The sequence below is a fragment of the Streptomyces sp. NPDC002577 genome (assembly GCF_053594815.1).
On record NZ_JBSFWK010000033.1, the window covers coordinates 16642 to 41339 of the forward strand.

21 protein-coding genes are annotated in these 24698 nt (G+C 71.7%); 16 read left to right on the forward strand and 5 right to left on the reverse strand.

Features of this window, described 5'->3' with window-relative positions; genetic code table 11:
• The first annotated feature begins 27 nt into the window (after positions 1–27).
• From ACWD4J_RS30890 to sucD, 4 genes are all read left to right on the forward strand, one after another.
• On the forward strand, positions 28–966 hold the full coding sequence (locus ACWD4J_RS30890; protein ID WP_451398748.1) for a hypothetical protein: 939 nt from the start codon (positions 28–30) through the stop codon (positions 964–966).
• A 162-nt stretch (positions 967–1128) separates the two neighbouring features.
• Positions 1129–2733 carry a hypothetical protein gene (locus ACWD4J_RS30895; protein ID WP_451398749.1) on the forward strand — a complete coding sequence of 535 codons (1605 nt, stop codon included), beginning with the start codon at positions 1129–1131 and terminating at the stop codon, positions 2731–2733.
• A gap of 384 nt (positions 2734–3117) precedes the next feature.
• Positions 3118–4296 (forward strand): ADP-forming succinate--CoA ligase subunit beta, encoded by a 1179-nt coding sequence (gene sucC, locus ACWD4J_RS30900; RefSeq protein ID WP_451398750.1) that lies wholly within the window; start codon positions 3118–3120, stop codon positions 4294–4296.
• A gap of 21 nt (positions 4297–4317) precedes the next feature.
• Positions 4318–5199 carry a succinate--CoA ligase subunit alpha gene (gene sucD, locus ACWD4J_RS30905; protein WP_451398751.1) on the forward strand — a complete coding sequence of 294 codons (882 nt, stop codon included), beginning with the start codon at positions 4318–4320 and terminating at the stop codon, positions 5197–5199.
• A 112-nt stretch (positions 5200–5311) separates the two neighbouring features.
• On the opposite strand, the gene ACWD4J_RS30910 is transcribed toward sucD, so the two are convergent.
• Positions 5312–6406, reverse strand: a complete 1095-nt coding sequence (locus ACWD4J_RS30910; protein WP_451398813.1) for an RNA polymerase sigma factor — start codon at positions 6404–6406, stop codon at positions 5312–5314.
• Between the two features lie 2 nt (positions 6407–6408).
• Here ACWD4J_RS30910 and ACWD4J_RS30915 point away from each other — a divergent pair, with 2 nt between their 5' ends.
• Positions 6409–8172, forward strand: coding sequence for a cell division protein PerM (locus tag ACWD4J_RS30915; RefSeq protein WP_451398752.1), 1764 nt, complete (start codon positions 6409–6411; stop codon positions 8170–8172).
• A 102-nt stretch (positions 8173–8274) separates the two neighbouring features.
• Here the strand turns inward: ACWD4J_RS30915 and ACWD4J_RS30920 are convergent, their stop codons facing one another.
• Positions 8275–9099 (reverse strand): hypothetical protein, encoded by an 825-nt coding sequence (locus tag ACWD4J_RS30920; RefSeq protein WP_451398814.1) that lies wholly within the window; start codon positions 9097–9099, stop codon positions 8275–8277.
• 282 nt (positions 9100–9381) lie between these two features.
• Between ACWD4J_RS30920 and purN the strand changes: the two genes are divergently transcribed.
• On the forward strand, positions 9382–9999 hold the full coding sequence (purN, locus tag ACWD4J_RS30925) for a phosphoribosylglycinamide formyltransferase (protein ID WP_451398753.1): 618 nt from the start codon (positions 9382–9384) through the stop codon (positions 9997–9999).
• A complete protein-coding gene (gene purH, locus ACWD4J_RS30930; RefSeq protein ID WP_451398754.1) occupies positions 9996–11576 on the forward strand; it encodes a bifunctional phosphoribosylaminoimidazolecarboxamide formyltransferase/IMP cyclohydrolase in 1581 nt (526 codons plus the stop codon). Before purN ends, purH begins: the two co-directional genes overlap by 4 nt.
• Positions 11577–11682: 106 nt before the next feature.
• Here purH and ACWD4J_RS30935 read toward each other — a convergent pair whose 3' ends face one another.
• Positions 11683–12276: a hypothetical protein gene (locus ACWD4J_RS30935; RefSeq protein WP_451398755.1), complete on the reverse strand. Its 594-nt coding sequence runs from the start codon at positions 12274–12276 to the stop codon at positions 11683–11685.
• A gap of 300 nt (positions 12277–12576) precedes the next feature.
• On the opposite strand from ACWD4J_RS30935, the gene ACWD4J_RS30940 reads away from it, so the two are divergent.
• Positions 12577–13434 (forward strand): bifunctional methylenetetrahydrofolate dehydrogenase/methenyltetrahydrofolate cyclohydrolase, encoded by an 858-nt coding sequence (locus ACWD4J_RS30940; RefSeq protein WP_451398756.1) that lies wholly within the window; start codon positions 12577–12579, stop codon positions 13432–13434.
• Positions 13435–14032: 598 nt separating this feature from the next.
• The gene (locus ACWD4J_RS30945) at positions 14033–14467 is read left to right on the forward strand and encodes a DUF3017 domain-containing protein (RefSeq protein ID WP_451398815.1); all 435 of its coding nucleotides are present in this window, start codon (positions 14033–14035) and stop codon (positions 14465–14467) included.
• A gap of 76 nt (positions 14468–14543) precedes the next feature.
• Here the strand turns inward: ACWD4J_RS30945 and ACWD4J_RS30950 are convergent, their stop codons facing one another.
• Positions 14544–14939 carry a peptidoglycan-binding domain-containing protein gene (locus ACWD4J_RS30950; protein WP_451398757.1) on the reverse strand — a complete coding sequence of 132 codons (396 nt, stop codon included), beginning with the start codon at positions 14937–14939 and terminating at the stop codon, positions 14544–14546.
• Between the two features lie 376 nt (positions 14940–15315).
• Between ACWD4J_RS30950 and ACWD4J_RS30955 the strand changes: the two genes are divergently transcribed.
• From ACWD4J_RS30955 to ACWD4J_RS30975, 5 genes are all read left to right on the forward strand, one after another.
• Positions 15316–16131, forward strand: a complete 816-nt coding sequence (locus ACWD4J_RS30955) for a helix-turn-helix domain-containing protein (RefSeq protein ID WP_451398758.1) — start codon at positions 15316–15318, stop codon at positions 16129–16131.
• The gene (locus ACWD4J_RS30960; protein WP_451398759.1) at positions 16128–16970 is read left to right on the forward strand and encodes a helix-turn-helix domain-containing protein; all 843 of its coding nucleotides are present in this window, start codon (positions 16128–16130) and stop codon (positions 16968–16970) included. The genes ACWD4J_RS30955 and ACWD4J_RS30960 overlap by 4 nt, the downstream gene beginning before the upstream one ends.
• A 686-nt stretch (positions 16971–17656) precedes the next feature.
• The gene (locus ACWD4J_RS30965) at positions 17657–18736 is read left to right on the forward strand and encodes an XRE family transcriptional regulator (protein WP_451398760.1); all 1080 of its coding nucleotides are present in this window, start codon (positions 17657–17659) and stop codon (positions 18734–18736) included.
• A gap of 393 nt (positions 18737–19129) precedes the next feature.
• Positions 19130–20119 (forward strand): malate dehydrogenase, encoded by a 990-nt coding sequence (locus ACWD4J_RS30970; protein WP_451398761.1) that lies wholly within the window; start codon positions 19130–19132, stop codon positions 20117–20119.
• 138 nt (positions 20120–20257) lie between these two features.
• The gene (locus ACWD4J_RS30975; protein ID WP_451398762.1) at positions 20258–22069 is read left to right on the forward strand and encodes a sulfatase-like hydrolase/transferase; all 1812 of its coding nucleotides are present in this window, start codon (positions 20258–20260) and stop codon (positions 22067–22069) included.
• 88 nt (positions 22070–22157) lie between these two features.
• On the opposite strand, the gene ACWD4J_RS30980 is transcribed toward ACWD4J_RS30975, so the two are convergent.
• The gene (locus ACWD4J_RS30980; RefSeq protein ID WP_451398763.1) at positions 22158–22634 is read right to left on the reverse strand and encodes a MarR family winged helix-turn-helix transcriptional regulator; all 477 of its coding nucleotides are present in this window, start codon (positions 22632–22634) and stop codon (positions 22158–22160) included.
• 43 nt (positions 22635–22677) lie between these two features.
• Between ACWD4J_RS30980 and ACWD4J_RS30985 the strand changes: the two genes are divergently transcribed.
• Both ACWD4J_RS30985 and ACWD4J_RS30990 read left to right on the forward strand, forming a co-directional pair.
• On the forward strand, positions 22678–23649 hold the full coding sequence (locus tag ACWD4J_RS30985; RefSeq protein ID WP_451398764.1) for an alpha/beta hydrolase: 972 nt from the start codon (positions 22678–22680) through the stop codon (positions 23647–23649).
• 9 nt (positions 23650–23658) lie between these two features.
• A complete protein-coding gene (locus tag ACWD4J_RS30990; protein ID WP_451398765.1) occupies positions 23659–24690 on the forward strand; it encodes a questin oxidase family protein in 1032 nt (343 codons plus the stop codon).
• Positions 24691–24698 lie beyond the last annotated feature (8 nt).

The following is a 24698-nucleotide window of genomic DNA, read 5'->3' on the forward strand; positions in this document are numbered from 1 at the left end:
CGCACGGGAGGACCCTCCCCGATCTTGATGTCCCCAGCAGCTCTGCCCCTTGTCGCCCTGCGCGTTGTGCGCACGGCGGCTGGACGGCGTGCGCTGCGGGTGATGTTCCTGCTCGGGGGGTTGTTCGTGCTGGGTGTGATCTGCGGTGAGCGGGCGCATGCGGCGGAGTCCCGAACCGCCGCAGTCGTCAGCCCTGTTCGGGCACCCGAACAGGCGCTGTCTTCCGGACGAGCGGCGGAACCCGGACACATTCAAGTCTCCCACCAACCCCAGGTCTCCGAGCAGACGTCCTACCAGGCACATCGGGCCGTGCGCCCGGCCGTCAGGCCGGTCGCCGAGTCGGCCCTGGAGACGGTCGGCGGGGCAGTGGACAGGGCAGCCGACGTGCAGACCGGTGAAGGGGCCGGCGAGTCGGCCGCGCGGGCTGTCGGACGGCTGGTGGACACGGTCACGGGCGCGCTCTCCGCAGTGTCGCCGACGGCGGATCCCGACTGGCCGGACCTGCACGGGCTGCACGGGCTGCCTGGGCTCCCCGGGCTGCCGTCCCTGCCTGGTGGGGCGCTGCCCGGAGGCGACCTGGTACAGCCGCCGCAGAGTGGGGCTGCTGAGCAGCCCAGCAGCGAAGCCGCGGTGGAGGACGGCGCGGGGAAGTCGCCCGCGGCCGGGTATGGTCCGGCGTACGGCCCGCGCACCCAGGTCGGCGTTTCGGTCGGCTGTCTGACGGACCGCCACGACGGCGGTGCCGTGCGTCCTGAGCACGCTCCCGCCCGTACACCCGGTGGGGAACCGGCCGGGGCGATCGTCAACCAGTCGCTCTTCGACACCAGTTCACCGCGGCACGGCGATCTGCATGCCGCGTCGGTCGCGGAAGGCGCCCCGTTCCGGCTCGTGCCGGGCGGCATCGCGGCAACGGACGACGCGGACGTCCGCGACAGGCACCGCGACATCAACGAATTCCCCGGCTAGGGCAGCCCTTTCCCCGTTCGAGACCTGCCGCGCGGGGGCGGGACAGGTCTGCCCGCCGTCCGGACACCCCTCCCGTTCACCGGACGGATGCCGTCGGCCCGGTCCAGTTCAACTGACCGGGCCGGAAGAAGAATTCGACCTTCCGAAGGATCTGACGCAAGCATGCACAAGAACATCCGCCGTTCCATCGTGATAGCCGCCGGTGTCACGGGCGCGTGGGCTCTCGGCTCCGCCGTCGCCAGCGCCGACGAGCTGCCCGCGCACTCCCTCTCCGTGGCGGACACGCTCACCGACACGGTCGGGGAGGTCCAGGGCGAGGTCGCCGGTGTGCAGGACACGGTCTCCGATGTCACCTCCGGCACCGTCGCCAAGGCCGAGTCGACCGTGACGGACACCGCCGCCAAGGCGAAGTCCACCGCCGGTACGGCCACCGGTAAGGCGGCCGCTGCCCGGTCCGGCGCGACCGGTGCCGCTGCCGGTACGGCCGCCGGGGCCGAGTCCGCGGTCGCGGACACCGCCTCCCGGGCCGAGGCGAGCGCTCACGCCGAGGCCAAGGCGAAGACCAAGGCCGCCCACGCGGTGACGAACGCCGCGGACCGCGCCGAGCAGGCACGCGCGTACATCGACGCGCAGATCCCCGAGTACGACACGGCCACCTCGGCCGTTTCCCGGCAGGCGACCGCCGCGGAGGCTTCCGTGCACGCCACCGCGGAGGCCGCCACGACCGCGGTCGACGGCACACAGGACGACATCGACTACCTGTTCGGCCCGCTGTCCGCGTTCGCGCCGGAGCTCGAGAAGGCCCTCGCACTCACCCAGGCCCAGGCCCAGGCCCAGGTCCAGGGCAAGGCCGGGCAGGCCGTCTCCGCTGTGCAGAGCGCGGCCGGTCAGGTCGCCCACGAGGCCCAGGGCACTGCCGGGCACGCCGCGTACGAGGCCCGGGGTGCCGCCGGGCAGGTGACCTCCGGTGCGCAGAGCACCGCCGGTCAGGTGATCTACGGCGCCCAGGCCACCGCAGGCCAGGCGGCCCACACGGTCCGGACCACCGCAGGTCAGGCGGTCTACACCGCGCAGGCCACCGCCGCCCAGCTCCCCGCCGACGTGCAGGCCCGTGTCGACGGGGCTGTGGCGGCCGTTCCGGGTCACGTCCGCGGTGCGGTCGTGACCGCGACGCCGATCGTCGACGAGACCGCCGCGTCCGTGCTGCCGCCCGTCGCGGCCACCGCGGTGGACGGTGTGCTCCCGGTCGCCGGGCAGGCCGTCGGGGACGCGACCGTGCTGGCGGGCGGTGTCGTCGGCGACGTCCAGCCGTTCGCGAGCGGGGTCGTCGCCGAGGTCGCGCCGTTCGCGCAGGGTGTCGTGGGCGAGGTCGCGCCCTTCGCGCAGGGCGTCGTGAGCGACGACGTGCAGGCCTTCGTCGGCGGCGCCGTCGGCGCCGTGCGGCCGTTCGTGGAGACCGTCGTCGAGCAGGTGCAGCCCGTCGTGCACGGTGTCGGCAGCAGCGCCGACGGCCTCGCGTGGGGCGTCACGGGCGACGTTCACCCGTTCGCAGCAGGCATGGTCGACCAGGTGGATCCGTTCGCCACCGGCGTGGCCGGACAGGTCCAGCCGTTCGCGCAGGACCTGACGGCGACCGTCACCGCCGACGCGCAGCCGCTCGCCGGGAACGCGGCGACGGGCGCCCAGGGCCTCGCGGAGTCGGTCACCCCGGGCTGGGTGTCCTCCGCGTCCGAGGCCACCGCCGATTACTCCGACTACTCACTGTGATGTCCCGCTGGTACCCGAGTACGCGTCCGGCGCCTCACAGCACGTGACAGTCATGGACTGACCAGGAATTTACGTCCAGGAAACCAGCCTCAGCGGGCTGCGGGCGGCCCCCCGCGACACGGGAACGATGCGGGGGGACCGCCCTTTTTCCTGGCCCTGGGTTGCCTGACGGGCGCAGTCTGTGACCGGTATCACCGCTCGGGTGTGATCTGCGATTTATGGACAGCAGGCCTACGGCGATAACCTGCCAGACGGACATGCCGCGTGCCCGGACACCGTGTACGCCTCCCTAGTGACCCCTAGTGACAGCGGAAGTCACGTTGCCCTTCGCGGCACGCCCACGCAGAAAACGAACCGCGAGATCACTGATAGGGACGGACGCGCGTGGACCTGTTCGAGTACCAGGCGAGGGACCTCTTCGCCAAGCACGGTGTACCGGTGCTGGCCGGTGAAGTCATCGACACGCCTGAGGCGGCGCGCGCGGCGACTGAGCGCTTGGGCGGCAAGTCGGTAGTAAAGGCCCAGGTCAAGGTCGGTGGCCGTGGCAAGGCCGGCGGCGTGAAGCTGGCCGCCACCCCGGACGAGGCCGTCGCTCGCGCGACGGACATCCTCGGCATGGACATCAAGGGCCACACGGTCCACAAGGTCATGATCGCCGAGACGGCTCCGGAGATCGTCGAGGAGTACTACGTCTCCTTCCTCCTCGACCGTGCCAACCGCACCTTCCTCTCCATCGCCTCCGTCGAGGGCGGCATGGAGATCGAGGAGGTGGCGGCCACCCGCCCCGAGGCCGTGGCCAAGACCCCGATCGACGCCAACAAGGGTGTGACCCCCGAGGTCGCCCGCCAGATCGTCCAGGACGCCAAGTTCCCGGCCGCGGTCGCCGACAAGGTGGCCGACGTGCTGGTGACGCTGTGGGACGTCTTCGTCAAGGAGGACGCCCTCCTGGTCGAGGTCAACCCGCTGGCCAAGGTCGCCTCCGGTGACGTCATCGCCCTCGACGGCAAGGTGTCCCTGGACGCCAACGCAGAGTTCCGTCACGCGGAGCTGCACGCCGAGCTCGAGGACAAGGCCGCGGCCAACCCGCTCGAGGCGGCCGCCAAGGCCAAGGGCCTCAACTACGTCAAGCTGGACGGCGAGGTCGGCATCATCGGCAACGGCGCCGGCCTGGTCATGTCGACCCTGGACGTCGTCGCGTACGCCGGTGAGAACCACTCCGGCGTGAAGCCCGCCAACTTCCTCGACATCGGTGGCGGCGCCTCCGCCGAGGTCATGGCGAACGGCCTCGAGATCATCCTCGGCGACCCGGACGTCAAGTCCGTGTTCGTCAACGTCTTCGGCGGCATCACCGCGTGCGACGCGGTCGCCAACGGCATCGTGCAGGCCCTGGAGCTCCTCGAGTCCAAGGGCGAAGAGGTCACCAAGCCGCTGGTCGTGCGCCTCGACGGCAACAATGCCGAGCTGGGTCGCCAGATCCTGGACGACCGCAACCACCCGCTCGTGCAGCGTGTGGACACCATGGACGGTGCGGCCGACAAGGCCGCCGAGCTGGCTGCGAAGTAAGGGACGAGGGAAACCGACACCATGGCTATCTTCCTCACCAAGGAATCCAAGGTCATCGTCCAGGGCATGACCGGCTCCGAGGGCCAGAAGCACACCAAGCGCATGCTTGCTTCCGGCACGAACATCGTCGGTGGCGTGAACCCGCGCAAGGCGGGCACCACCGTCGACTTCGACGGCACCGAGATCCCGGTCTTCGGGTCGGTCGCCGAGGCGATCGAGAAGACCGGCGCCGACGTGACGGTCATCTTCGTCCCGGAGAAGTTCACCAAGGACGCGGTCCTCGAGGCGATCGACGCCGAGATCGAGCTCGCGGTCGTCATCACCGAGGGCGTCGCGGTCCACGACACCGCGCAGTTCTGGGCGTACGCGCAGTCCAAGGGCAACAAGACCCGCATCATCGGCCCGAACTGCCCGGGTCTGATCACGCCGGGTCAGTCGAACGCCGGCATCATCCCGGCCGACATCACCAAGCCCGGCCGTATCGGTCTCGTGTCCAAGTCCGGCACGCTGACCTACCAGATGATGTACGAGCTGCGTGACCTCGGCTTCTCGTCCTGCGTCGGCATCGGCGGTGACCCGATCATCGGCACCACCCACATCGACGCGCTGAAGGCGTTCCAGGACGACCCCGACACCGACCTGATCGTCATGATCGGCGAGATCGGCGGCGACGCCGAGGAGCGCGCGGCGGACTTCATCAAGGCCAACGTGACGAAGCCGGTCGTCGGCTACGTCGCCGGCTTCACCGCGCCGGAGGGCAAGACCATGGGTCACGCCGGCGCCATCGTCTCCGGTTCGTCGGGCACCGCCCAGGCGAAGAAGGAGGCGCTCGAGGCCGCGGGCGTCAAGGTCGGCAAGACGCCGACCGAGACGGCGAAGCTGGCTCGGGAGATCCTGGCGTAACGCTGGGCGCTGTGCCTTGGCTGTTGTGGCGGGCCCGTACCCCCTTGGGGGTGCGGGCCCGCCTGCTTATGCGGTCAGCCCACAGCGGTAGCGGCAGCTGTCCGCGCTGCTTTCAGTCCGGCTCGGGCGCGAGGCGTTGTGGGCCGTTGGCCGGGTTGGTGTGGAGGCGGTCGTGTAGGGATTTCTGGGCTTTTGTGAGGGGGGTCGGGCCCATGCGTGGGGGTACGCCGGTCACGGGCCTGCCGGGGGCCTGTGGGGGCTCGTAGTGGGTCGGTGCGGTCCACAGGGTGAGCGCCGTCGCGGCCGCGATGAGGGCTGTGGAAGCGATCGCCGCTCTCGTCCACAGGCAGGCCCGTCGCTCGCTGTCGGTGCGTACCTGCTCCGCCTTGGGCGTCTGCAGTTTCTCCGAGTCGGCCAGCTTGTTCAGGCGCCGGTGCAGCTCGGTGGGGGAGCTGAGTTCGGGAAGCTGTGAGGCGATCGCCTCGCGGGCGTGCAGCAGTCGGTTCGCCGTCGCCGGGGTGCTCGCCTCCGTCTCGGCAGCGGTCTCCGGCAGGTCGAGCCCGAGGCCGTCGTAGAGCAGAAGCGTGCGGCGGTACGACGGTGGCAGCTCCAGGAACGCGGCGAGCAGTCTGCGGTCGTCCGGGTCGGCGGGCGGTTCCTCGGGTCGGCGGTGGGAGCGGCGCAGCCGCAGCCGGTGCCACGGCGACACGGCGTACTCGTACGCCACAGCCCGCACCCATCCCGCGGGATCCGGGTCGACAGCGACCTCCGGCCAGCGGTACCAGGCCTGTTGGAAGGCCCACTCGACGGCCTCCCGCGCGAGGTCGCGCCGACCGCTGAGCAGGTACGCCTGGCGTACGAGGGAGGGGGCGCCGAACGCGTACAGGGCGTCGAAGGCGTCGGCCGGCCCGGTCCCGGTCCGGGTCGTGTCGGGGGCCGCGGTGTCGCCCTCACGGACGCTTCCGGACGGTGGAGGCAGGGTGTCAGGGTTCTGGCTCACCAGGCGCACCCCCGCCGTCCATAAAAATACATAAGCGTATTTTGAGCGACACATCCGGTATTGGCCTGTTACGCAGAGAAAGTGCGTGTCGTTGGCACCATGGGGCCGTGCCCCGTGTGACCGATCGCAGCCCGTCGCCGTCCCGGCGGCCGTTCTCGTCCGCGTCCTCGTCCCGCTTCCGGTCCTCCTCTTCCTCGCCGCCGCGATCCTTGTCTTCCTCTTCGGCGCTCTCCCGGGTGCTCGAGCGCTTTCCCGCGAGCCTGGGCGGGGCTCTCCTGGGCGGTGCCCTTGCGGCGGGGCTGAGCCTGGGTTCGCTCGCGGTGATCGTCACGTTGTTGTGGATCACCTCCCCTTATCCGGACAGCGGGCCCGGTGGAGCGCTGCATGTCGCCGCCGCGCTGTGGCTGCTCGCGCACGGCGTGGAACTGGTCAGGACCGACACGCTCTCGGGGGTGCCCGCGCCGGTGGGCGTCACGCCGCTGCTGCTGCTCGTCCTGCCGGTGTGGCTGGTGCACCGGGCGGCGCGGGATGCGGCGGAGCAGGATGCGGTGGAGGTGCAGCCGGTGCGGCAGGCGGTGCGGCAGCAGGCGCGCCAGCCGGCGCGGACGGCGAGGGTGCGGCTGCTGGTCGCATGGTGCGGTGTCGTTGTCGGATACCTGCTGGTCGGTGCGGGCGTCGCCGTGTATGCGGCGGGCGGGGAACTGCGTCCGTCGTGGGTGGGTCTCGCCCTCCGCCTTCCTGCGCTGGTCGGGGTGGCGAGTGGGGCCGGGGTCTGGACCGCGTGTGGCCGTCCCCGCGGGCCTTTGAGGGCTGCTGCGTGCCGGGCGCTGGGCCTGCTGGGGCTGCCCCGGGAGGCTGTGCGGCGGGCCGTCGACGGTGCTCTTCCCGATGCCGGTGCGGCGGCAGCGAACCGGTCGGGGATCGCGGTCGCCGCGCGCGCCGCCACCGCCGCGACGGTGGTGCTCGTCGGCGGTGGCGCACTGGTCGTCGCCCTGTCGCTGGGATGGCACGCGGGTGCGACCCGGGACTCGTTCCTGCAGCTCACGGACGTATGGTCCGGGCGGTTCGCGGTGCTGCTGCTGGTGGCCGCGCTGATGCCGAACGCCGCGGTGTGGGGGGCGGCGTACGGGCTGGGGCCGGGGTTCGTGCTCGGCGCCGGGAACGTCGTGGCGCCGCTGCCGGTGGGCTTGGTGGGCACGGTGGGCTTCTTGGCCGGACCTGCCGGTCCGGCTGGTCCTGCCGGTTCGCCTGGTTCGGCTGGTTCCACCGGTGTGCAGGCGTTGCTGCCGCCGTTTCCGCTGCTGGCCGCGGTGCCGCGCGAGTCGCCCGGGGGAGCGGCCGGACTCGCCGGGCTGGTCGGGACCCTGCTGGCCTGGGCGGTCGTGCTGGTGCCGGTGGCCGCCGGTGTCACGGTCGCCTGGTTCACGGTGGGGGCGGCTGCGCCTGCGAAGGGGGAACGGGGCGACGCGGGGCCCCCGGGGTGGACGGTGCTGACCGTCATGGGTGCCTCGGGGCTTTGCGGAGTGGCCATGGCGGGGCTGGCCGCCCTGGCCGGAGGGCCGATGGGGGTGAATGAGCTGGCCGAGTTCGGGCCCGTGTGGTGGCAGGTGGGGGCGGCGGGGGTGGTGTGGACTGCCGGAGTGGGGGTGCCGGTGGGGCTGGGCCTGCGGGCGTGGCGAACGCGACCGCCGAGGACGGCTTCGGCCGGGAGCCGGTGGCGAAGGGTCTGGCGAGCGCCGTGGGGTTGGGTTGCGCGGGTGCGGATGCCGCGGGCGCGGATGCCGCGGGTGCGGATGCCGCGGGCGCGGATGCCGCGGTGGGGGCGGAGGGTGCCGGGGGGCGAGGGCGCCGCGGAGGGTGCGGAGTTCGAGCCGTACGACTTTCTGCCCGTGGAGGAGGGGGAGCCGGTCTGGTACGACGATTCCGCGTGGGCCTCGGGGGCGCCGTCGCCGCCTCCGGATGGGTCCCGTTGACGGCGCCTTCGGGACGGTGGGGGCTGGGCGCCACGTCCCCTTCGGCACGTACGCGGCTTCCGGCCGGTGGCCGGTACCGCCTTTGCGGCAGCCCCGCGGGGCTCAGCCCCGCGTCCCCAGCAGCGGCCGGACCTGTTCCGGCAGCAACCGCTCGCACGACTGCTTCGCAGAGTTCGTGAGGGCATCGCTCACGCACGTGTAGTAGTCCCGGTACACGACCTGCGCCGCGAACATCGCCGCCACCATGGCCAGCGCCAGCGCCCCCGTCACCAGACCGCTGATCGCCGCCGTCGTCTGCGGCTTCGGGCCGGCGGCGGGCCCCGGTGCCGGTGCCGGAGCCGTCGGGTCCGGGGTGCGCGGCTTGGCGCGCAGGGAGCTGATCCCCCAGTACAGCGCCAGCACGCCGAGCAGCAGTGCCACGTACGGCCAGCTGAAAAGCGCGAAGAAGAAGGCCCACATGCCGGAGAGCAGCGCGTAGCGGGCGCGGCGCTGTACGGGGTCCGTGGGGTCCCAGCGCATGCCGGACGGGCCCTCGGGGCCGCCGCCCTGGCCGCCGGGCCGCTCGCCGAACCCGCCGGGGGAGCGGCCCGGCTGCTGGTCGCTCCACTGGCGGCCCCACGGGGAGCGCCCGGAGTCCTTCTGGCTCGAGTCCTGCCCGTTCGGGTTGTGGCGGGGCTGCCACGGGCGGTCCGGCGTGCCCTCTGCCGGTGGCGCGAAGGGATTGTCGTCCTGTGCGGGCTTCTGGCCGGCGCCCTGTGAGCCCTTCGCGTCCCCGCCCTCCGGCGAGGCCGGCGGCGGGGTGGGCCGGCGATCCCGCAGCAGCGTCGAGCCGTGCCGCTCCCCTCCCGTCGCGAACCCGTAGGCAGAGGGTCCCTGCGTGAGCCCGTACGCGATGGACAGCGGGAGGCGGAGGCTTCGGCCCGGCATCAGGTCCGGCATCAGGTGTGCGTCTTCCCCTTGGTCGATCTTGCGTCGATCTGGTGGCAGTTCTTCCGGGCGTCTTACCCGGTCCCTGGGCGCCCTGCGGCGTGTCGGGGTGCGGATCCTCCCCAGACGCTACCTTCCGGCCACGCCCCCGTCCCCCGGGGGCCGCCCCATGTGCCGGTATCGTTGCTGACGGTCGGCCGCTTCGTAGAGTTCCCCGTATCGAGGGACGCGAAGCTTTCGTACGACCGTACAAAGACAGCTCCTGTGAGAAAGGGCCCCGCCGTGGCCGCCAAGCGCCTCGTCGTGCTGGTCTCCGGATCAGGTACGAATCTGCAGGCTCTGCTCGATGCCATCGCGGCGCAGGGAGCGGAGGCTTATGGGGCGGAGGTCGTCGCCGTCGGCGCCGACCGCGACTCCATCGCCGGGCTCGAACGCGCCGAACGCGCCGGCCTGCCGACATTCGTGCGGAAGGTGAAGGACTACGAGGGCCGGGAGGCGTGGGACGCGGCGCTCACCGAGGCCGTCGCCGCGTACGAGCCGGATCTCGTGGTCTCCGCCGGATTCATGAAGATCGTGGGGAAGGAGTTCCTCGCGGCGTTCGGTGGCCGGTTCGTGAACACCCATCCCGCGCTGCTGCCCAGTTTTCCCGGAGCCCACGGTGTGCGCGACGCCCTCGCGCACGGCGTCAAGGTCACCGGATGCACCGTCCACTTCGTCGACGACGGCGTCGACACCGGCCCGATCATCGCTCAGGGCGTGGTCGAGATCCGGGACGAGGACGACGAGAGCGCTCTGCACGAGCGCATCAAGGAAGTCGAGCGAAGGCTGCTCGTCGAGGCCGTGGGGCGTCTGGCCCGCGACGGCTTTCGCATTGAGGGACGAAAGGTAGTTATCCCGTGACCGCCGAAGGTACGCAGGGGACCCAGGACACGAAGCGGGCCATCCGCCGGGCGCTGGTCAGCGTCTACGACAAGACGGGGCTGGAGGAGCTCGCGCGCGGGCTGCACGAGGCGGGCGTCGAGCTCGTCTCGACCGGGTCGACCGCGGCGAAGATCGCCGCGGCCGGGGTTCCGGTCACCAAGGTCGAGGAGCTGACGGGCTTCCCCGAGTGCCTCGACGGCCGGGTCAAGACGCTGCACCCGCGCGTGCACGCCGGGATCCTCGCCGACCTGCGGCTCGAGGACCACCAGCGGCAGCTCGCCGAGCTGGGCGTGGAGCCGTTCCAGCTGGTGATCGTCAACCTCTACCCGTTCCGCGAGACCGTCGCCTCCGGCGCCTCGCCCGACGAGTGCGTCGAGCAGATCGACATCGGCGGCCCGTCCATGGTCCGCGCCGCCGCCAAGAACCACCCGTCCGTGGCCGTGGTCACCAGCCCCGAGCGGTACGGCGACGTGCTCGCCGCCGTCCGCGACGGCGGCTTCGACCTGGGCGCCCGCAAGCGGCTCGCTGCTGAAGCGTTCCAGCACACGGCCGCGTACGACGTCGCGGTCGCCTCCTGGTTCGCGTCCGAGTACGCGCCGGTCGACGAGTCCCGCTTCCCCGACTTCCTCGGTGCCACCTTCGAGCGCAAGAACACCCTGCGCTACGGCGAGAACCCGCACCAGGAAGCCGCGCTGTACGTGGACGGCACGGGCGGTCTCGCCGAGGCCGAGCAGCTGCACGGCAAGGAGATGTCGTACAACAACTACACGGACACGGACGCCGCGCGCCGTGCCGCGTACGACCACGACGAGCCCTGCGTCGCGATCATCAAGCACGCCAACCCCTGCGGCATCGCGATCGGCGCGGACGTCGCCGAGGCGCACCGCAAGGCGCACGCCTGCGACCCGCTGTCCGCGTTCGGCGGCGTGATCGCCGTGAACCGGCCGGTGTCCAAGGAGATGGCCGAGCAGGTCGCCGAGATCTTCACCGAGGTCATCGTCGCGCCCGGGTACGAGGACGGCGCGCTCGAGGCCCTCACCAAGAAGAAGAACATCCGCGTCCTGCGCGCGGAGGGCTCCCCGGCCAACCCGGTCGAGATCAAGCACGTCGACGGCGGCGCGCTGCTGCAGGTCACCGACCGGCTCCAGGCCGACGGCGACGACCCGGCCACCTGGACCCTCGCCACCGGTGAGGAGCTGTCCGAGGCCGAGCTCGCCGAACTGGCCTTCGCCTGGCGGGCCTGCCGCGCGGTGAAGTCCAACGCGATCCTGCTCGCCAAGGACGGCGCATCCGTCGGCGTCGGCATGGGCCAGGTCAACCGCGTCGACTCCGCGAAGCTCGCCGTCGAGCGGGCCGGCGCAGAGCGGGCCCAGGGCTCGTACGCCGCGTCGGACGCGTTCTTCCCGTTCCCCGACGGCCTGGAGATCCTCACCGAGGCGGGCGTCAAGGCCGTTGTCCAGCCCGGCGGTTCGGTCCGCGACGAGCTGGTCGTCGAGGCCGCGCAGAAGGCGGGCGTGACGATGTACTTCACGGGTACGCGGCACTTCTTCCACTAAGGGTCAGGGCACCACATACGGCGAAGGGGCCCCGCGTCACGCGACGCGGGGCCCCTTCCGGGTGCCAGGGGCGACTCGGTCCCTGTGGCTCAGTGGCGCGTGCGGCTCAGTAGCGCGGGCGCTTGAACCAGGCGGCGCCGTCGGACTTGGCCACGAACACGACGATCAGGATGCCGGCGATCAGCGTCAGAATGCCGATCGGCAGCTGGAAGAGGCCACCCACGATGACGAACGAGCCGTAGATGATCGCGCACACGCGCGTGCCGTTGGCGCCGTTGCCGAACTTCAGCGCCAGCACGGCGCCGAGCGCGGCGAAGACGAAGGCCAGGACCGCGACGAACACCACGACGCCCTTGCCGATGCTGGAGATGGTGTCGGTGTCGGAGCTGGACAGGCCCGCGGAGCTCACCGCGTCGTCGATGGCACCGAGCTGCGTGAGGGCGTAGATGGCGCTGGCGATCTGGAGAGCGACCAGCACCCACAGGATGATGCGCGCGGCCTTGATGCCGCCGGGCATCGTCACGGGCGCGGCGGCGTAGCCGGCGCCGTACGGCTGCTGCACCGGCGGGGCCGCCGGGTAACCGCCGTAGCCCTGCTGGGGCGGGACACCCTGGGGAGCCTGCTGGGGATAGCCGTAGCCGGGCTGCGGCTGCTGCTGGGGCGGGGTCCCGTAGGGATTGTTCGGGTCGCCGAAACTCATGGCGGTATTTCCTCCGTTGCTAGCGCGGGGACGACGCGGCTCGCTCGGAGGAAGGTTGTACAGAGCGGTCCATCCCCCCGGCGCTGTCCGCGGCACTGTGTCGCTCATCGTTCTTCAGCCGTCGCGTAGTTGTCCAGCCGCATTCCGCATGTGTTGTGCAAGTGCAATCTCGCCGATCATGGAGAAAAGGTGCGGCTCACCGGTGTTCGGAGGTGCCGGGGCCGGAGCGGAGAGATGTCAGGGCCGGAAGGGAGGGGCCCGGATTGGAACCCGGACCCTGTCATCCGCGAGGATGGGGACATGACTGCCCAGATTCTCGATGGCAAGGCCACCGCTGCCGCGATCAAGTCCGACCTGGCCGCCCGTGTCGCGGCCCTGAAGGAGAAGGGCGTCACGCCCGGCCTCGGTACGCTGCTGGTCGGGGACGACCCGGGCAGCCAGAAGTACGTCGCGGGCAAGCACCGCGACTGCGCCCAGGTCGGCATCGCCTCCATCCAGCGTGAACTGCCCGCCTCCGCCACCCAGGAGGAGATCGAGGCGGTCGTACGCGAGCTCAACGACGACCCCGCCTGCACCGGCTACATCATCCAGCTGCCGCTGCCCAAGGGCATCGACGAGAACCGCGTCCTCGAGCTGATGGACCCGGCCAAGGACGCCGACGGACTGCACCCGATGAACCTCGGCCGTCTCGTCCTGAACGAGCCGGCCCCGCTGCCCTGCACCCCGTACGGCATCATCCGGCTGCTGCGCCAGCACGGCGTGGAGATCAAGGGCGCCGAGGTGGTCGTCGTCGGCCGCGGCGTCACCATCGGCCGGCCCATGCCGCTGCTGCTCACGCGCCGCTCGGAGAACGCGACGGTGACGCAGTGCCACACCGGTACGCGGGATCTGTCCGCGCACCTCCGGCGCGCGGACATCATCGTCGCCGCGGCCGGTGTGCCGCACCTGATCAAGCCCGAGGACGTCAAGCCCGGCGCGGCCGTCCTCGACGTCGGCGTCTCCCGCGACGAGAGCGGCAAGATCGTCGGGGACGTCCACCCGGGCGTCGCCGAGGTCGCCGGCTGGCTCTCGCCCAACCCGGGCGGCGTCGGCCCGATGACCCGGGCCCAGCTCCTCGTCAACGTCGTGGAGGCCGCGGAACGCTCCGTCGCCGGCTGACCGTCCCGTACGGTCGAACCGACGGGTGGCGGCACCTGGGAACGGAACGCAGGGCGAGCGGACGAGCGCAGAGGCAGACAGACGCATGAACGCAGAGGCGAGCGACGAGTCCCGGACCGCCGAGGACACCGGCACCGGGCACCCGGACCGGGCCGCCCGGCGGCCGGTGGAGGACGCTGGGCGGTCGGCGCGCGATGCCGGCCGGCCGGTGGCGGCGGAGCCCGCGTCGGCCGAGGACCGGGTGCGGGAGGCGCCGTCGGAGACGGCCGCGGGTCGGGTGCGGGACGCGGAGTTTCTTCTCGCGGGGGACGTGACGCGGGCTGCGGGGTCTGCTGCGTCTGCCGGGGCTGTCGCTGAGGCGGTGCCCGCCGTCCAGCAGGCGTCGGCCGTGGAGCCGTCGGGCGTGGATCCGGTGTCGGCCGTGGCGCCGTCGGGCGTGGCGGCCGTGTCTGATCCGGCTGCAGAGCGTTCGCAGGGCGAGGAGTGGGAACTGCGCGCCGAGCCGGCGCAGGGCGGTGAGCGTGTGCGCGACGCGAACTCCGGGTCCGACGCCCCGACCGGCGCGGTCGCCCGGCCCGCGGCAGACGGTGACGAGCCGATTGCCCCGGGAGCGGTCAGTGCCCCCGGCCCAGGCGGGCGGCCGCGGCGCGCCTCGCGGCGCTTCCCCCTGTTCACGCACGACACGGCCCGCCCTGAGGGCGGCGGCCGGGCGGCCTCCGGGGACGCCCCGGCCCCCGCCCGCCAGTGGCCCATGCTCTCCGTGCTGGCGTTGGTCGGTCTCGGCCTCCTGCTGACCGCGTTCGACGTGTTCCGCATCGGCACGATGGTGATCGGCGTCGCGCTGATCGCGGGCGCCGTCATGCGCTGGACGCTGCCCTCCGTGGGCATGCTGGCGGTGCGCTCGCGCTTCACGGACATGGTGACCTACGGCGTACTGGGCGTGGCCATCGTGCTGCTCGCGCTGATGGTGCAGCCGCATCCGGTGCTGGAGATCCCGTTCCTGGACGAGACGTTGCACTTCACGGTCAGCTGAAAAAGTCAGCGGACGGCGGCCCGTCCTCTCCCCGTGGAGAGGACGGGCCGCCGCGTTCACGCCTCGCCGACGCCGATCACCACCACACGCCCGCGCGCAGCTTCGCCCACGTGTGCGGGCCCACCTGGCCGTCCACGGAGATACCGGCCTCCTGCTGGACCTTCTTCACGGCCGTGTAGGTCTTCTGCCCGAACTTGCCGTCGGCCTCGAGCCAGGTCGGGTAGGAGGTGTTGTAGTTGATCAGGCACTGCACTTCCTTGATCCGCTGCTTTGCGGCGGCGCCGGTCTGACCGGCCTTGGTGAGCTTCGTCCCGTTGTAGTAGCCGCAGGAGTACCGCGCTCCTGCCTCCTGTCCGGCGGAGGCGGGTGCCTTCTGCGGGGTGGTGGCTCCGGCGGCCGGGCCGCTGAGGGCGAGGCCGGTGCCGAGGGCGACGGTGGCCGCGGCCAGGGCGAAGCGCTTGCGAGCGATCATGGTGGGGTCCTCCCGTTTCGACTGCCAGGGGCGGACGGATGATCCGCGCCGCCCGGTCTGGGAACCGAGATTGCTGAAGCCCGCAGCGGACTGCCAGCGTGACCGTCGGAGCGGGGAGATCGTTGGACGTCTCAGGCACTGACCTGCTGGGACACGCCGTCCCAGGACGTGGGTGTGGGACGAGGGGCACCGTCCTTGCCGGGCCTCTGTCAGGACTCTGCAGGGTCCGTCCCGGGTCCGCGCCCGGTCCCTGCCGGGTAACGGAGCCGACTGAGCCGCAACCGATTCGGGGGCGGGCACTCGTCCATAGATCTGACGGAATATCAGGTGCGTGGGTGCGTACGCGCGTACGCGCCGGGAAATCACGGGGGGTGACATGGCGCGCTGGAAGGAACTGCCTGACGCGATCGACCACCGCGAGCGGCAGCTCGTCGTTCAGCTGCGACGGCTGAAGGACCGCAGCGGTCTGAGCCTGGCCGCGCTGGCGGCCAAGACCACGTACAGCAGCTCGTCGTGGGAGCGCTACCTCAACGGCAAGAAGCCGGTGCCGAGGGACGCCGTCGAGCAGCTCGCACGGGTGTGTGACGCCGACGCGACGCGGCTCCTGGTGCTGCACGAGGTGGCGGCCGGTGCGCGGTCCTCCACGCAGGACACGGCGCCCGACGGGGACGGCGGCGCGGGGCCGGGCGGTGACGACAGCGGCTCCGGCGCCGGGGTGACGGCCGTACCGGACGACGGCGTTCGGGCAGACCGCGTTCAGGCGCCGGCCCCCCGCTTCCCGCGTCGGCTTCTCGCCGCCGCCGCGCTCGTCGTGGCGGTGTCCTTCCTTGCCGGAGCCGCCACCGGCGTTCTCTGGCAGCGGGAGACGAGCACCGACGCCCGCCCGGGGACGGCGCCGGTCCCTGGCGGCTACCGGCTCGGCCAGTCCTACACCTGCGACGTCAGCCGCGAGGACGGCAAGCTGTACGCGGGCCACGGCACCAGCAGCGCGGTGTTGCTCGACATCAACAGCACCGGCTGGGACGTCGTCGAGGCGCAGTGCCTGCTCCGCCACCACGGGCAGGACCCGGGGGAGACCGACGGCCGCTACGGGCAGCGGACCAGGGAATCGGTCGTCGCGTTCCAGAAGGAGCGAGGGCTGGTCCCCGACGGGATCGTGGGACCGGACACCTGGGGGGAGCTGCGCAAGTGAACAGCACCCCCGAGTCGTCGCCCGAGGCCGTCCAGCTCGTCCGTGAACTGCGCAGGTTGCGGGAGTCCGCAGGGCTGAGCCTCGCCGGGCTCGCGGCACGCACGGCCTACAGCAAGTCCTCCTGGGCGCGCTATCTGGGCGGCGATCAGCCGGTGCCGCGCGGTGCGGTCGAGGCGCTGTGCCGGGTTGCGGGCGAGCGGCCCGGACGTCTGATCGCGCTCTGGGAGCTCGCCGACGCGGAGTGGAGCGGCCGGGCCCGCACGACCGCCCCACGGGATCAGGGGGCGGCGCAGCCGCGGACGGCCGCGGCACAGGACTCCGCCGACCCGCCGGCCCGGTCGCGGGCCTGGCCGCGGCCGGGCCCGAAGGGCGTACTCCTCGCCGTCGTCGCGGCGGCGACGCTTGCGGCGGCAGGAGCAGGCGTGGCTCTGGTGCGGGGAGGCAAGGCGCCGGGGGAGCCCGCGCAGGACACGGCCCCTGCCACGTACATGCCTGGCTGCACGGGGCGGACGTGCGAGGGCAAGAGTCCCGTGGCCATGGGGTGCGGCGGTGCGGCGGCCATGGTGAAGTCGCTGGTCGTGCACACCGCGGGCGGCGGGCAGCGGGTGGAGATCCGCTACGGCACGGTGTGCCGGGCCGTGTGGGCGCGGGCGTCGCATCTGCGCAGGGGAGACCGGGTGGAGCTGACCGTGCGAGGCGGCCCCGCGAAGGCGATCCGGGCTCGCCCGGAGGACGAGGACGAGTACGTCTCCACGACGATGACGCCGGTCGGCGACCCGCAGGGGACCCGCGTCTGTCTGCTGCCGGCGCGAGGTGCCAGGGAGTGTGTCGAGGTCTGAGCCTCCTCCTGCGGTCCCCGGCCCGCGCCTCCTGCGGTCCCCGGCCCGCGCCTCCTGCGGTCCCCGGCCCGCTCCTTCCGCGGCTCCTGGTTCGCTCCTCCCGCGGCTCCCAAATCCCTTTCCGCGGGCGGCGTCCGTCCCCTCCCCCGAGGGAGGACGGACGCCTGTCCCTGCGCTCAGAGTCATGGACGCGACAGGAAGGATCAAGGGATGCCTGGTGGCTGTGGCACGGAAGTGACGCTTCCGCAACGGTGTTCGCATGCGGCGGCTTGTCCGGGTGCGGCACCCGAATGTGGATCGCCCAGGCCCACTTGCGGCCCCACATGCATTCTGTGTGACGATGTGCCGACAAGTTCAAGGATTTACGACCATCGCTCACGACAGCGGCGCTAACGTGAGCAATCGGACGCCTTGTGGGCCCTCGGGGTCCACCAGGATGTCCCCGACTCGAACAAGGATTTTGTCCATTAGTTCGGGGTACCGATGGAAAATTGGACCGGAGACCATCGGGAGTGCAACGGTGCACGCCGGTGGCTCGAATGCTCCGGTGCGCCCCCATTCCGGGAACTGAGATCCCGGCCCGGCGCATCTCTCTGGGTAGTGAGAACGAGGGCCGGGCAGAGGCAGCACCGGCGGGGCGAGTGCGGGGGGACAGGGCACGTTTCGGGGGTAAGAGGGGGGAAGCAATGCCTCGTTGGAGGGAGCTGCCGCAGGAGCTCGATCCGCAGGTCAGGGAGTTTGCCAGCCAGCTGCGCAGGCTCGTCGACCGGAGCGGATTGAGCATCGCCGCGGTGGCGGACCGCACGGGCTACAGCAAAACGTCGTGGGAGCGATATCTGAACGGCCGGCTGCTCGCGCCCAAGGGCGCGATCGTCGCGCTGGCCGAGGTGACCGGCACCAATCCCATCCATCTGACGACCATGTGGGAGCTCGCGGAGCGCGCCTGGAGCCGCTCCGAGATGCGCCACGACATGACCATGGAGGCGATCCGGATATCCCAGGCGCGCGCCGCGCTCGGGGAGTTCGGGCCGACCCCGGTCAAGAGCAAGAACGGCCGTACGGCGCAGAAGAGCGCCACTGTCGGGGCGGCAGGCACGGTCGCGGGCGTGGCCGGCCCCGCCGGGGTGGCGCCCAGCGTCCCGCCTCAGCCCTCCGCGCCTGACGTGGAGGGAGTCGCGGCGGGAGACGGCCGCGGTTCCGTCGTCGCGCCGCCAGGGCACCCCGGCGGCCCGGTGGGCACGGGGCCCGGCCCCGGCGGCTCGCCCGACCGGCAGCGGCGGGGGCGCAAGCTGACGATGTTCCTCGCGGGCGTCGTGGGCGCGCTCATAGTGATCGCGGCGGCCGTCCTGCTCGTCAATCCCGGCGACGACAGCAAGGGCGGCAGCGAAGCCAAGGCGCCCTCGGCGACGCCGACCACCAGCAACGCGAACCTGCCGGAAGGCGTCCAGTGCAGCGGCAAGGGCTGTGCGGGCAAGGACCCGGAGGTCATGGGCTGCGGCGGCGAACTGGCCAGGACCACCACCAGCGTCACGGTGGGCACGGCCCTCGTCGAGGTCCGCTACAGCAAGACCTGCGGTGCGGCCTGGGCGCGCATCACCCAGGCGGCCGCCGGCGACAAGGTCCAGATCACGTCCGGATCCGCCAAGCAGAACGGCACGGTCGACGCCGACGCCGACGCGTACACACCGATGGTGGCCGTCAAGGACGCCACCGACGCGAAGGCCTGCGCCACCCTGAAGTCGGGTCAGGAGGGCTGCACCAACTAGGACTTCACGCTGAAGACTTCACACGGAGAGGCGCATCGTGACGTCGTCAGCGCAGGTCCGCGGAAAGTAAGCCGAACGAGTTCAGGGAATGGGGGCATGCCTGCCGCGGTCCGGGGCAGGCGGACAGTACCCCCACGGGAGTGCGGTGCTGTCAGGGAAACACCCCTCGCACCTCCGGCACCCCCACGGCGGCCGCCATCGCCCAGCTCTCCCGGGGCGCAGGCGGCCGCCGTTTCTCTGTGCGGCGGCGTGTCGCAGAGGTGCCCGTATCGGTGTATGTGTGCCGGGCCACAGGGGTGTGGGGGGCCAGCGCGCCCGGGGCGCGATAGCCTGACCGATGGATCTCTTGATGCCAAGAGATCGATCAAAAACCGCTGTCCTACGGAGATCGCCATGACCCGCACTCCCGTGAATGTCACCGTCACCGGCGCGGCCGGCCAGATCGGCTACGCGCTGCTCTTCCGCATCGCCTCCGGTCAGCTGCTCGGCGCGGACGTGCCGGTCAAGCTGCGTCTGCTCGAGATCACCCCGGCGCTGAAGGCCGCCGAGGGCACCGCCATGGAGCTGGACGACTGCGCGTTCCCGCTCCTCCAGGGCATCGACATCTCGGACGACCCGAACGTCGCCTTCGACGGTGCGAACGTGGCCCTGCTCGTCGGCGCCCGCCCCCGCACCAAGGGCATGGAGCGCGGCGACCTCCTCTCGGCCAACGGCGGCATCTTCAAGCCCCAGGGCAAGGCCATCAACGACCACGCCGCGGACGACATCAAGGTCCTCGTCGTGGGCAACCCGGCCAACACCAACGCCCTCATCGCCCAGGCCGCCGCTCCGGACGTACCGGCCGAGCGCTTCACCGCGATGACCCGCCTCGACCACAACCGCGCGCTCACCCAGCTCGCGAAGAAGACGGGCACCACGGTCGCCGACATCAAGCGCCTGACCATCTGGGGCAACCACTCCGCGACCCAGTACCCGGACATCTTCCACGCCACGGTCGCCGGCAAGAACGCCGCCGAGGTCGTGAACGACGAGAAGTGGCTGGCCGAGGACTTCATCCCGACCGTCGCCAAGCGCGGCGCCGCGATCATCGAGGCCCGTGGCGCGTCGTCGGCCGCCTCCGCCGCCAACGCCGCCATCGACCACGTCCACACCTGGGTCAACGGCACCGCCGAGGGCGACTGGACCTCCATGGGCATCCCGTCGGACGGCTCCTACGGCGTCCCGGAGGGCCTGATCTCCTCCTTCCCGGTCACCACCAAGGACGGCAAGTACGAGATCGTCCAGGGCCTGGACATCAACGAGTTCTCCCGCGCCCGCATCGACGCCTCCGTCAAGGAGCTCGAGGAGGAGCGCGAGGCGGTCCGTTCGCTCGGCCTCATCTGAGCCGCGCCACCGCTGACCAGCACCGACGGAAGGCCTCGGTCCGTTACAGGACCGAGGCCTTCCGCGTACGGGGTTGTCACAGGACTGCAATGCGGTGTGCATGGATGTAACGGCACAGAGCCATGGATGATCAATAACATGACCGATCGCCGCAGATTTCTTGCCGGTTCGGCCGCGACCCTCGGGCTCGCCACACTGGCCGGGTGCTCATCGGAGGGGAAGGACACCGCCACCGGCGGGGACTCCGGCACCGGCCCCGCCCCTGCTTCCGCGAAGCCCGCCGTCGCACGCCGCGAGGGCCGCCCGAACCTCGTCGTCATCCTCGCCGACGATCTCGGGTACGGCGAGGTCGGAGCGTACGGTCAGAAGATCATCAGCACCCCGCGGATCGACCGGCTTGCCGCCGAGGGCCTTCGCTTCACCTCGGCCTACTCACCGGCACCGGTCTGCGCCCCCTCGCGCTGCTCGCTGCTCACCGGTCTGCACAGCGGCCATGCGACAGTACGCCAGAACCCGTTCCACGGGCCGCAGGGGTCCCTCACCGCGACCGACACCACCTTCGCCGAGGTGCTGCGCGCCCGCGGCTACCGCACCGCCGTCATCGGCAAGTGGGGGTTCGGCCCGGAGGAGGCCGGTCAGCCCAGCCACCCCAACTCCCGCGGGTTCGAGGAGTTCTACGGCTATATCGGCCACCGCCACGCCCACGACTACTTCCCGGCGTATCTCTGGCACAACGGCGAAAAGGTGGCTCTGGACGGGCGGACGTACAGCCCCGATCTCATCCAGGCACGCGCGCTCGAATTCATCGCGCGCCACGCGGACGAGCCGTTCCTGCTGTATCTGGCGCCCACCGTGCCGCATGCGCCGAGCGTCGTGCCGGACTTCGGGGAGTACGCCGGCAAGCCCTGGCCGGACGCGGACAAGGGGCACGCCGCGCAGGTCACGTACTTCGACACCCTCGTCGGCCATGTCACCGACAAGCTGACCGCGCTGGGCATCGCCCGCGACACCGTCGTGCTCGTGGCCAGCGACAACGGCCCGCACGAGGAGGGCGGCGTCGACCCGGACCTGTTCGACGCCAACGGCCCGCTGCGCGGCTACAAGCGGAACCTGTACGAGGGCGGCATCCGCACGCCGCTGATCGCCTGGGGCCCCGGCCGTATCGCCGCGGGCACGACGGACCGGCCGACCCCGCTCACCGATCTCCTGCCCACGCTCGCCGAACTGGCCGGTGCGCCCGCCCCGACCGACATCGACGGGCTGTCGGCCGCCCCGCTGCTGACCGGCGACGCCGCGGCCGCCGCCCGTCACGACGCGCTGTACTTCTACCGCCACGACCCCGCGGCGACGCGCCGCGCCAACGCCGAGGACAAGGGCCGTATCCGCCGGGTCGCCGAGGCCGTGCGCCAGGACGAGTGGAAGCTGGTCCGCTTCGCCCCCGGTCAGGACCGGACGGCCCCCGACGCGCAGTGGAGCGCGGAGCTGTACCGCCTCTCCACGGACCTCGGGGAGACCCGCGACCTGGCCGCGACGCACCCCCGCAAGGTCGCGGAGCTGGTCGCCACCGCCCGCTCCTCATGGGTCGACGACTACCGTCGCAAGCCCTTCGGTGTACGGATCGGCCGTATGCCCGAGCGGGCCCACGCCGGCGAGGAGTTCACCCTGGAAGCGGTCCTCGGCAACGCCTCGGCCCGCGTCTGGACGGACGCCCGCCTGACCCTGACCGCGCCCGAGGGCTGGCAGGTGCAGGCCCTGACGGAGACCGGCGCCTCTCGCCTGCCGGCCGGCGCGTCCCTCACCGTGCGCTGGCGTATCACGCCCCCGGCCACCGCCCCCGCCGACGCCTGGCAGCTGACGGCGGTGGGCACGGCCCGCACGACGGGCAATGTGTCCCTGCGCTATGAGAGGACGCGGACACTGGGGGCGCCGCGGAAGGCGGGTTCTGCGTAAGGGGGCCGCAGCGATGAGCTCTTCCCGGCCGTTCGTCGTACCCGTGCAGGCCGGGCGCCGCCGCCCGCCCGGACCGAGGTGATGTCCGTCAGCCTGTGGGCATGCCGATCTGGTTGCGTTCGAGCACGGAGCGCAGCTTCGAGAGGGCGCGGACGGCGGCCGAGGCCGAGGAGCCGTCGAGCGTATCTCCGATCAGCGCGGCGAGTCCGTTGGTGAATGTCTTCTCCGCCGCGTCGACGAGCTGTGAGCCGTCGTCGGTCAGGGCCAGCAGAGAGGACCGGCGATCGGATGGATTCGGCTGCCGGACGACCCATCCCTGTTTCTCCAGACGGTCGACGCCCTTGCTGGTCGCCCCGATGCCGACGGCGAACTCGGCGGCGAGGTCCGCCACGCGAGATCCGGGGCGGTCGCGCAGGTAGCGCAGGAACTCGAACTGCGAGGTGACGATCCCGTGCCGCTCACGGAGACGGTCGTTGAGGGCGTTGTACAGACGCGTCTCGCATCGGACCAGATCGGCGAAGAAGCCCGCGAGGTCGACCTCGCCACCGCTCGATTTAGATTCCATGGCATATAGTGTAGTGGAAGCTACTTGCGGCAGGAGTACAGCCATGAGCAAGGAACAACGGGCCCAGGTCGATGCGATGCTGCGACAGCCGAGGCCCGAGGGCCCCCGGTCGGTCGAAGAGCTCCGCGCCGGATTCAAGGCGCTGATGGCCCAGATGATCGTGCCCGACGCCATCTGCACCACGCAGACAACGCTCGGCAACCGACCCGCACTGCATGTCGAGCCGGACAACGGGCCCCGCGCCGGGACGATCCTGTACTTCCACGGCGGCGGCTTTGTGTTCGGCTCCCCCGAGACGGCCCTGTCGCTGACGGGACACCTCGTGGCCAAGACCGGCTTCGAGGCACACTCGCTGGACTACCGACTTGCCCCCGAGCACCCGTACCCGGCCGCGATCGAAGACACCCTGAGCGCCTACCGCGCCCTCCTCGACAGCGGCAGAGACCCCTCGGCCATCGCGTTCGCCGGCGACTCCGCCGGCGGCGGCCTCACCGTCACCACCTGCCTCGCCGCCCGTGACGCGGGCCTCCCACTGCCCGCCGCCATCGTGGCGTTCTCCCCCGGCCTCGACGCCACCCGCACGGGCGAGAGCATGGACACCAAGGAAGGCATCGACCCGATCTTCACCCGAAAGGCCGTCGAACACACCGGGGCCATGTACCTCGCCGGAGCCGACCCGCACCAGCCCCTGCTCAGCCCGGCAGTCCTCGCCGACCTGACCGGATTCCCTCCCCTGCTGATCCAGGTGGGCACCAACGAGATCCTGCTGGACGACTCCACACGCCTTGCCGCGCATGCGAGGGAGGTGGGAGTGGACGTCATCCTGGACATCACCGCCGACGTGCCGCACGTGTTCCAGTCGTTCGCCGGCGTTCTGGACGAGGCGGACGAGGCACTGGACCGCGCGGCTCTCTTCCTCACCCAGCGCATTCGCGCTCCGTCCTCGGTCGTAGGTCCTGGTCAGGGCGAGGCCTCGGTCCCGGGCCTGATACGGAGCCGTACGACGGCCGACTAGCGTGCTTGCATGGACACAACACGAGATTCGAGTGGTGTGCTCGAGGAGGCTCTGGAGCGGTTGCATGCCGCGGGTCCCGAGCGGCTCGGGCGGCTCACCAACCACGCTCCCATGGTGGTCGAGGCGCTCGCCGCGCATGGGCAGTCGGGTGCCGTGCACCGCTGGCTGGATCTCTACGAGGCGAAGCTCGAGGAGTTCCCCAGCGCTGTGGAGCCCGTGACCGACGCCAACTGGCCTGCCGCGCTGGGCGATCCGCGCAGGGTCGCCGACTGGATCGCCTACTTCACGCGAGCCGTCGGCCAGCGCTCCTGGAAGGGCGTACTCGCCGAGTGGTGGCCGCGTCTGCTGCCCGGGATGTGCGGGGGATCCACCCACCCCGTGATCCGGGTGGGTCACGCCGTGCGTTCGCTCGTCGAGGGCGGGGAGAGCGCGCCGCGTCTCGCCGAACTCGCCCATGGGCTCGGCTACTGGGCCGCCAGGCACCATCCGCTCTCCGGCATCGAACTGTTGCCCGGTGCCCATGAGGCCGGTGAGGCCGTCGAGGCGCTGGATGCCGTGCCCGCGATCCATGAACCGAGCGGCGGATTCCCCGCCCGGCTGGCACTCGTCGAGCGGCTGCCCGCCTGGGCCGGCGGGGTGACCGACCCGGACGCGGCCAGGCAGCGGCTCACCGAGCTGGTGCGTGCCGCGACCCATCGCTACGCCACCCATGGCCACGGCGACGAGATCATGCTGGTCCACGCGGCGACGGCCCCCAGTGCCGTGCTGCGCGCCCTTCCCGCTCTGCCCCGCGCCCTGTGGGCGCCGAGCCTCCACGCGGCGTGGCTGGCGTCGGCGGCCGTGACGGCGATGTACGCGCCGAGCGAGCCCGTGCCCTATGTGCCACCTGGCCGCATCACCGCCGAAGAGGTCCTCGAGCGTGCCCTGGCGCACGGCGACGAACACGTCATCAAGCTGACCGACACCGCACTGGACATCGGCGACGAACAGGCGCTCGCGGCCGCGCTGCGCGCCATCGAGCTGGGCGAGCCACTGTCCTGAGCGCTTTC

Coding starts and splice junctions, on each gene's coding strand:
- sucD (WP_451398751.1), top strand. CDS start 4,318: ATGGCTATCTTCCTCACCAAGGAATCCAAGGTCATCGTCCAGGGCATG.
- ACWD4J_RS30940 (WP_451398756.1), top strand. CDS start 12,577: ATGACTGCCCAGATTCTCGATGGCAAGGCCACCGCTGCCGCGATCAAG.
- ACWD4J_RS30980 (WP_451398763.1), bottom strand. CDS start 22,634: ATGGAATCTAAATCGAGCGGTGGCGAGGTCGACCTCGCGGGCTTCTTC.
- ACWD4J_RS30970 (WP_451398761.1), top strand. CDS start 19,130: ATGACCCGCACTCCCGTGAATGTCACCGTCACCGGCGCGGCCGGCCAG.
- ACWD4J_RS30975 (WP_451398762.1), top strand. CDS start 20,258: ATGACCGATCGCCGCAGATTTCTTGCCGGTTCGGCCGCGACCCTCGGG.
- ACWD4J_RS30890 (WP_451398748.1), top strand. CDS start 28: ATGTCCCCAGCAGCTCTGCCCCTTGTCGCCCTGCGCGTTGTGCGCACG.
- ACWD4J_RS30955 (WP_451398758.1), top strand. CDS start 15,316: ATGGCGCGCTGGAAGGAACTGCCTGACGCGATCGACCACCGCGAGCGG.
- ACWD4J_RS30990 (WP_451398765.1), top strand. CDS start 23,659: ATGGACACAACACGAGATTCGAGTGGTGTGCTCGAGGAGGCTCTGGAG.
- ACWD4J_RS30935 (WP_451398755.1), bottom strand. CDS start 12,276: ATGAGTTTCGGCGACCCGAACAATCCCTACGGGACCCCGCCCCAGCAG.
- ACWD4J_RS30950 (WP_451398757.1), bottom strand. CDS start 14,939: ATGATCGCTCGCAAGCGCTTCGCCCTGGCCGCGGCCACCGTCGCCCTC.
- ACWD4J_RS30965 (WP_451398760.1), top strand. CDS start 17,657: ATGCCTCGTTGGAGGGAGCTGCCGCAGGAGCTCGATCCGCAGGTCAGG.
- ACWD4J_RS30895 (WP_451398749.1), top strand. CDS start 1,129: ATGCACAAGAACATCCGCCGTTCCATCGTGATAGCCGCCGGTGTCACG.
- ACWD4J_RS30985 (WP_451398764.1), top strand. CDS start 22,678: ATGAGCAAGGAACAACGGGCCCAGGTCGATGCGATGCTGCGACAGCCG.
- ACWD4J_RS30920 (WP_451398814.1), bottom strand. CDS start 9,099: ATGCCGGGCCGAAGCCTCCGCCTCCCGCTGTCCATCGCGTACGGGCTC.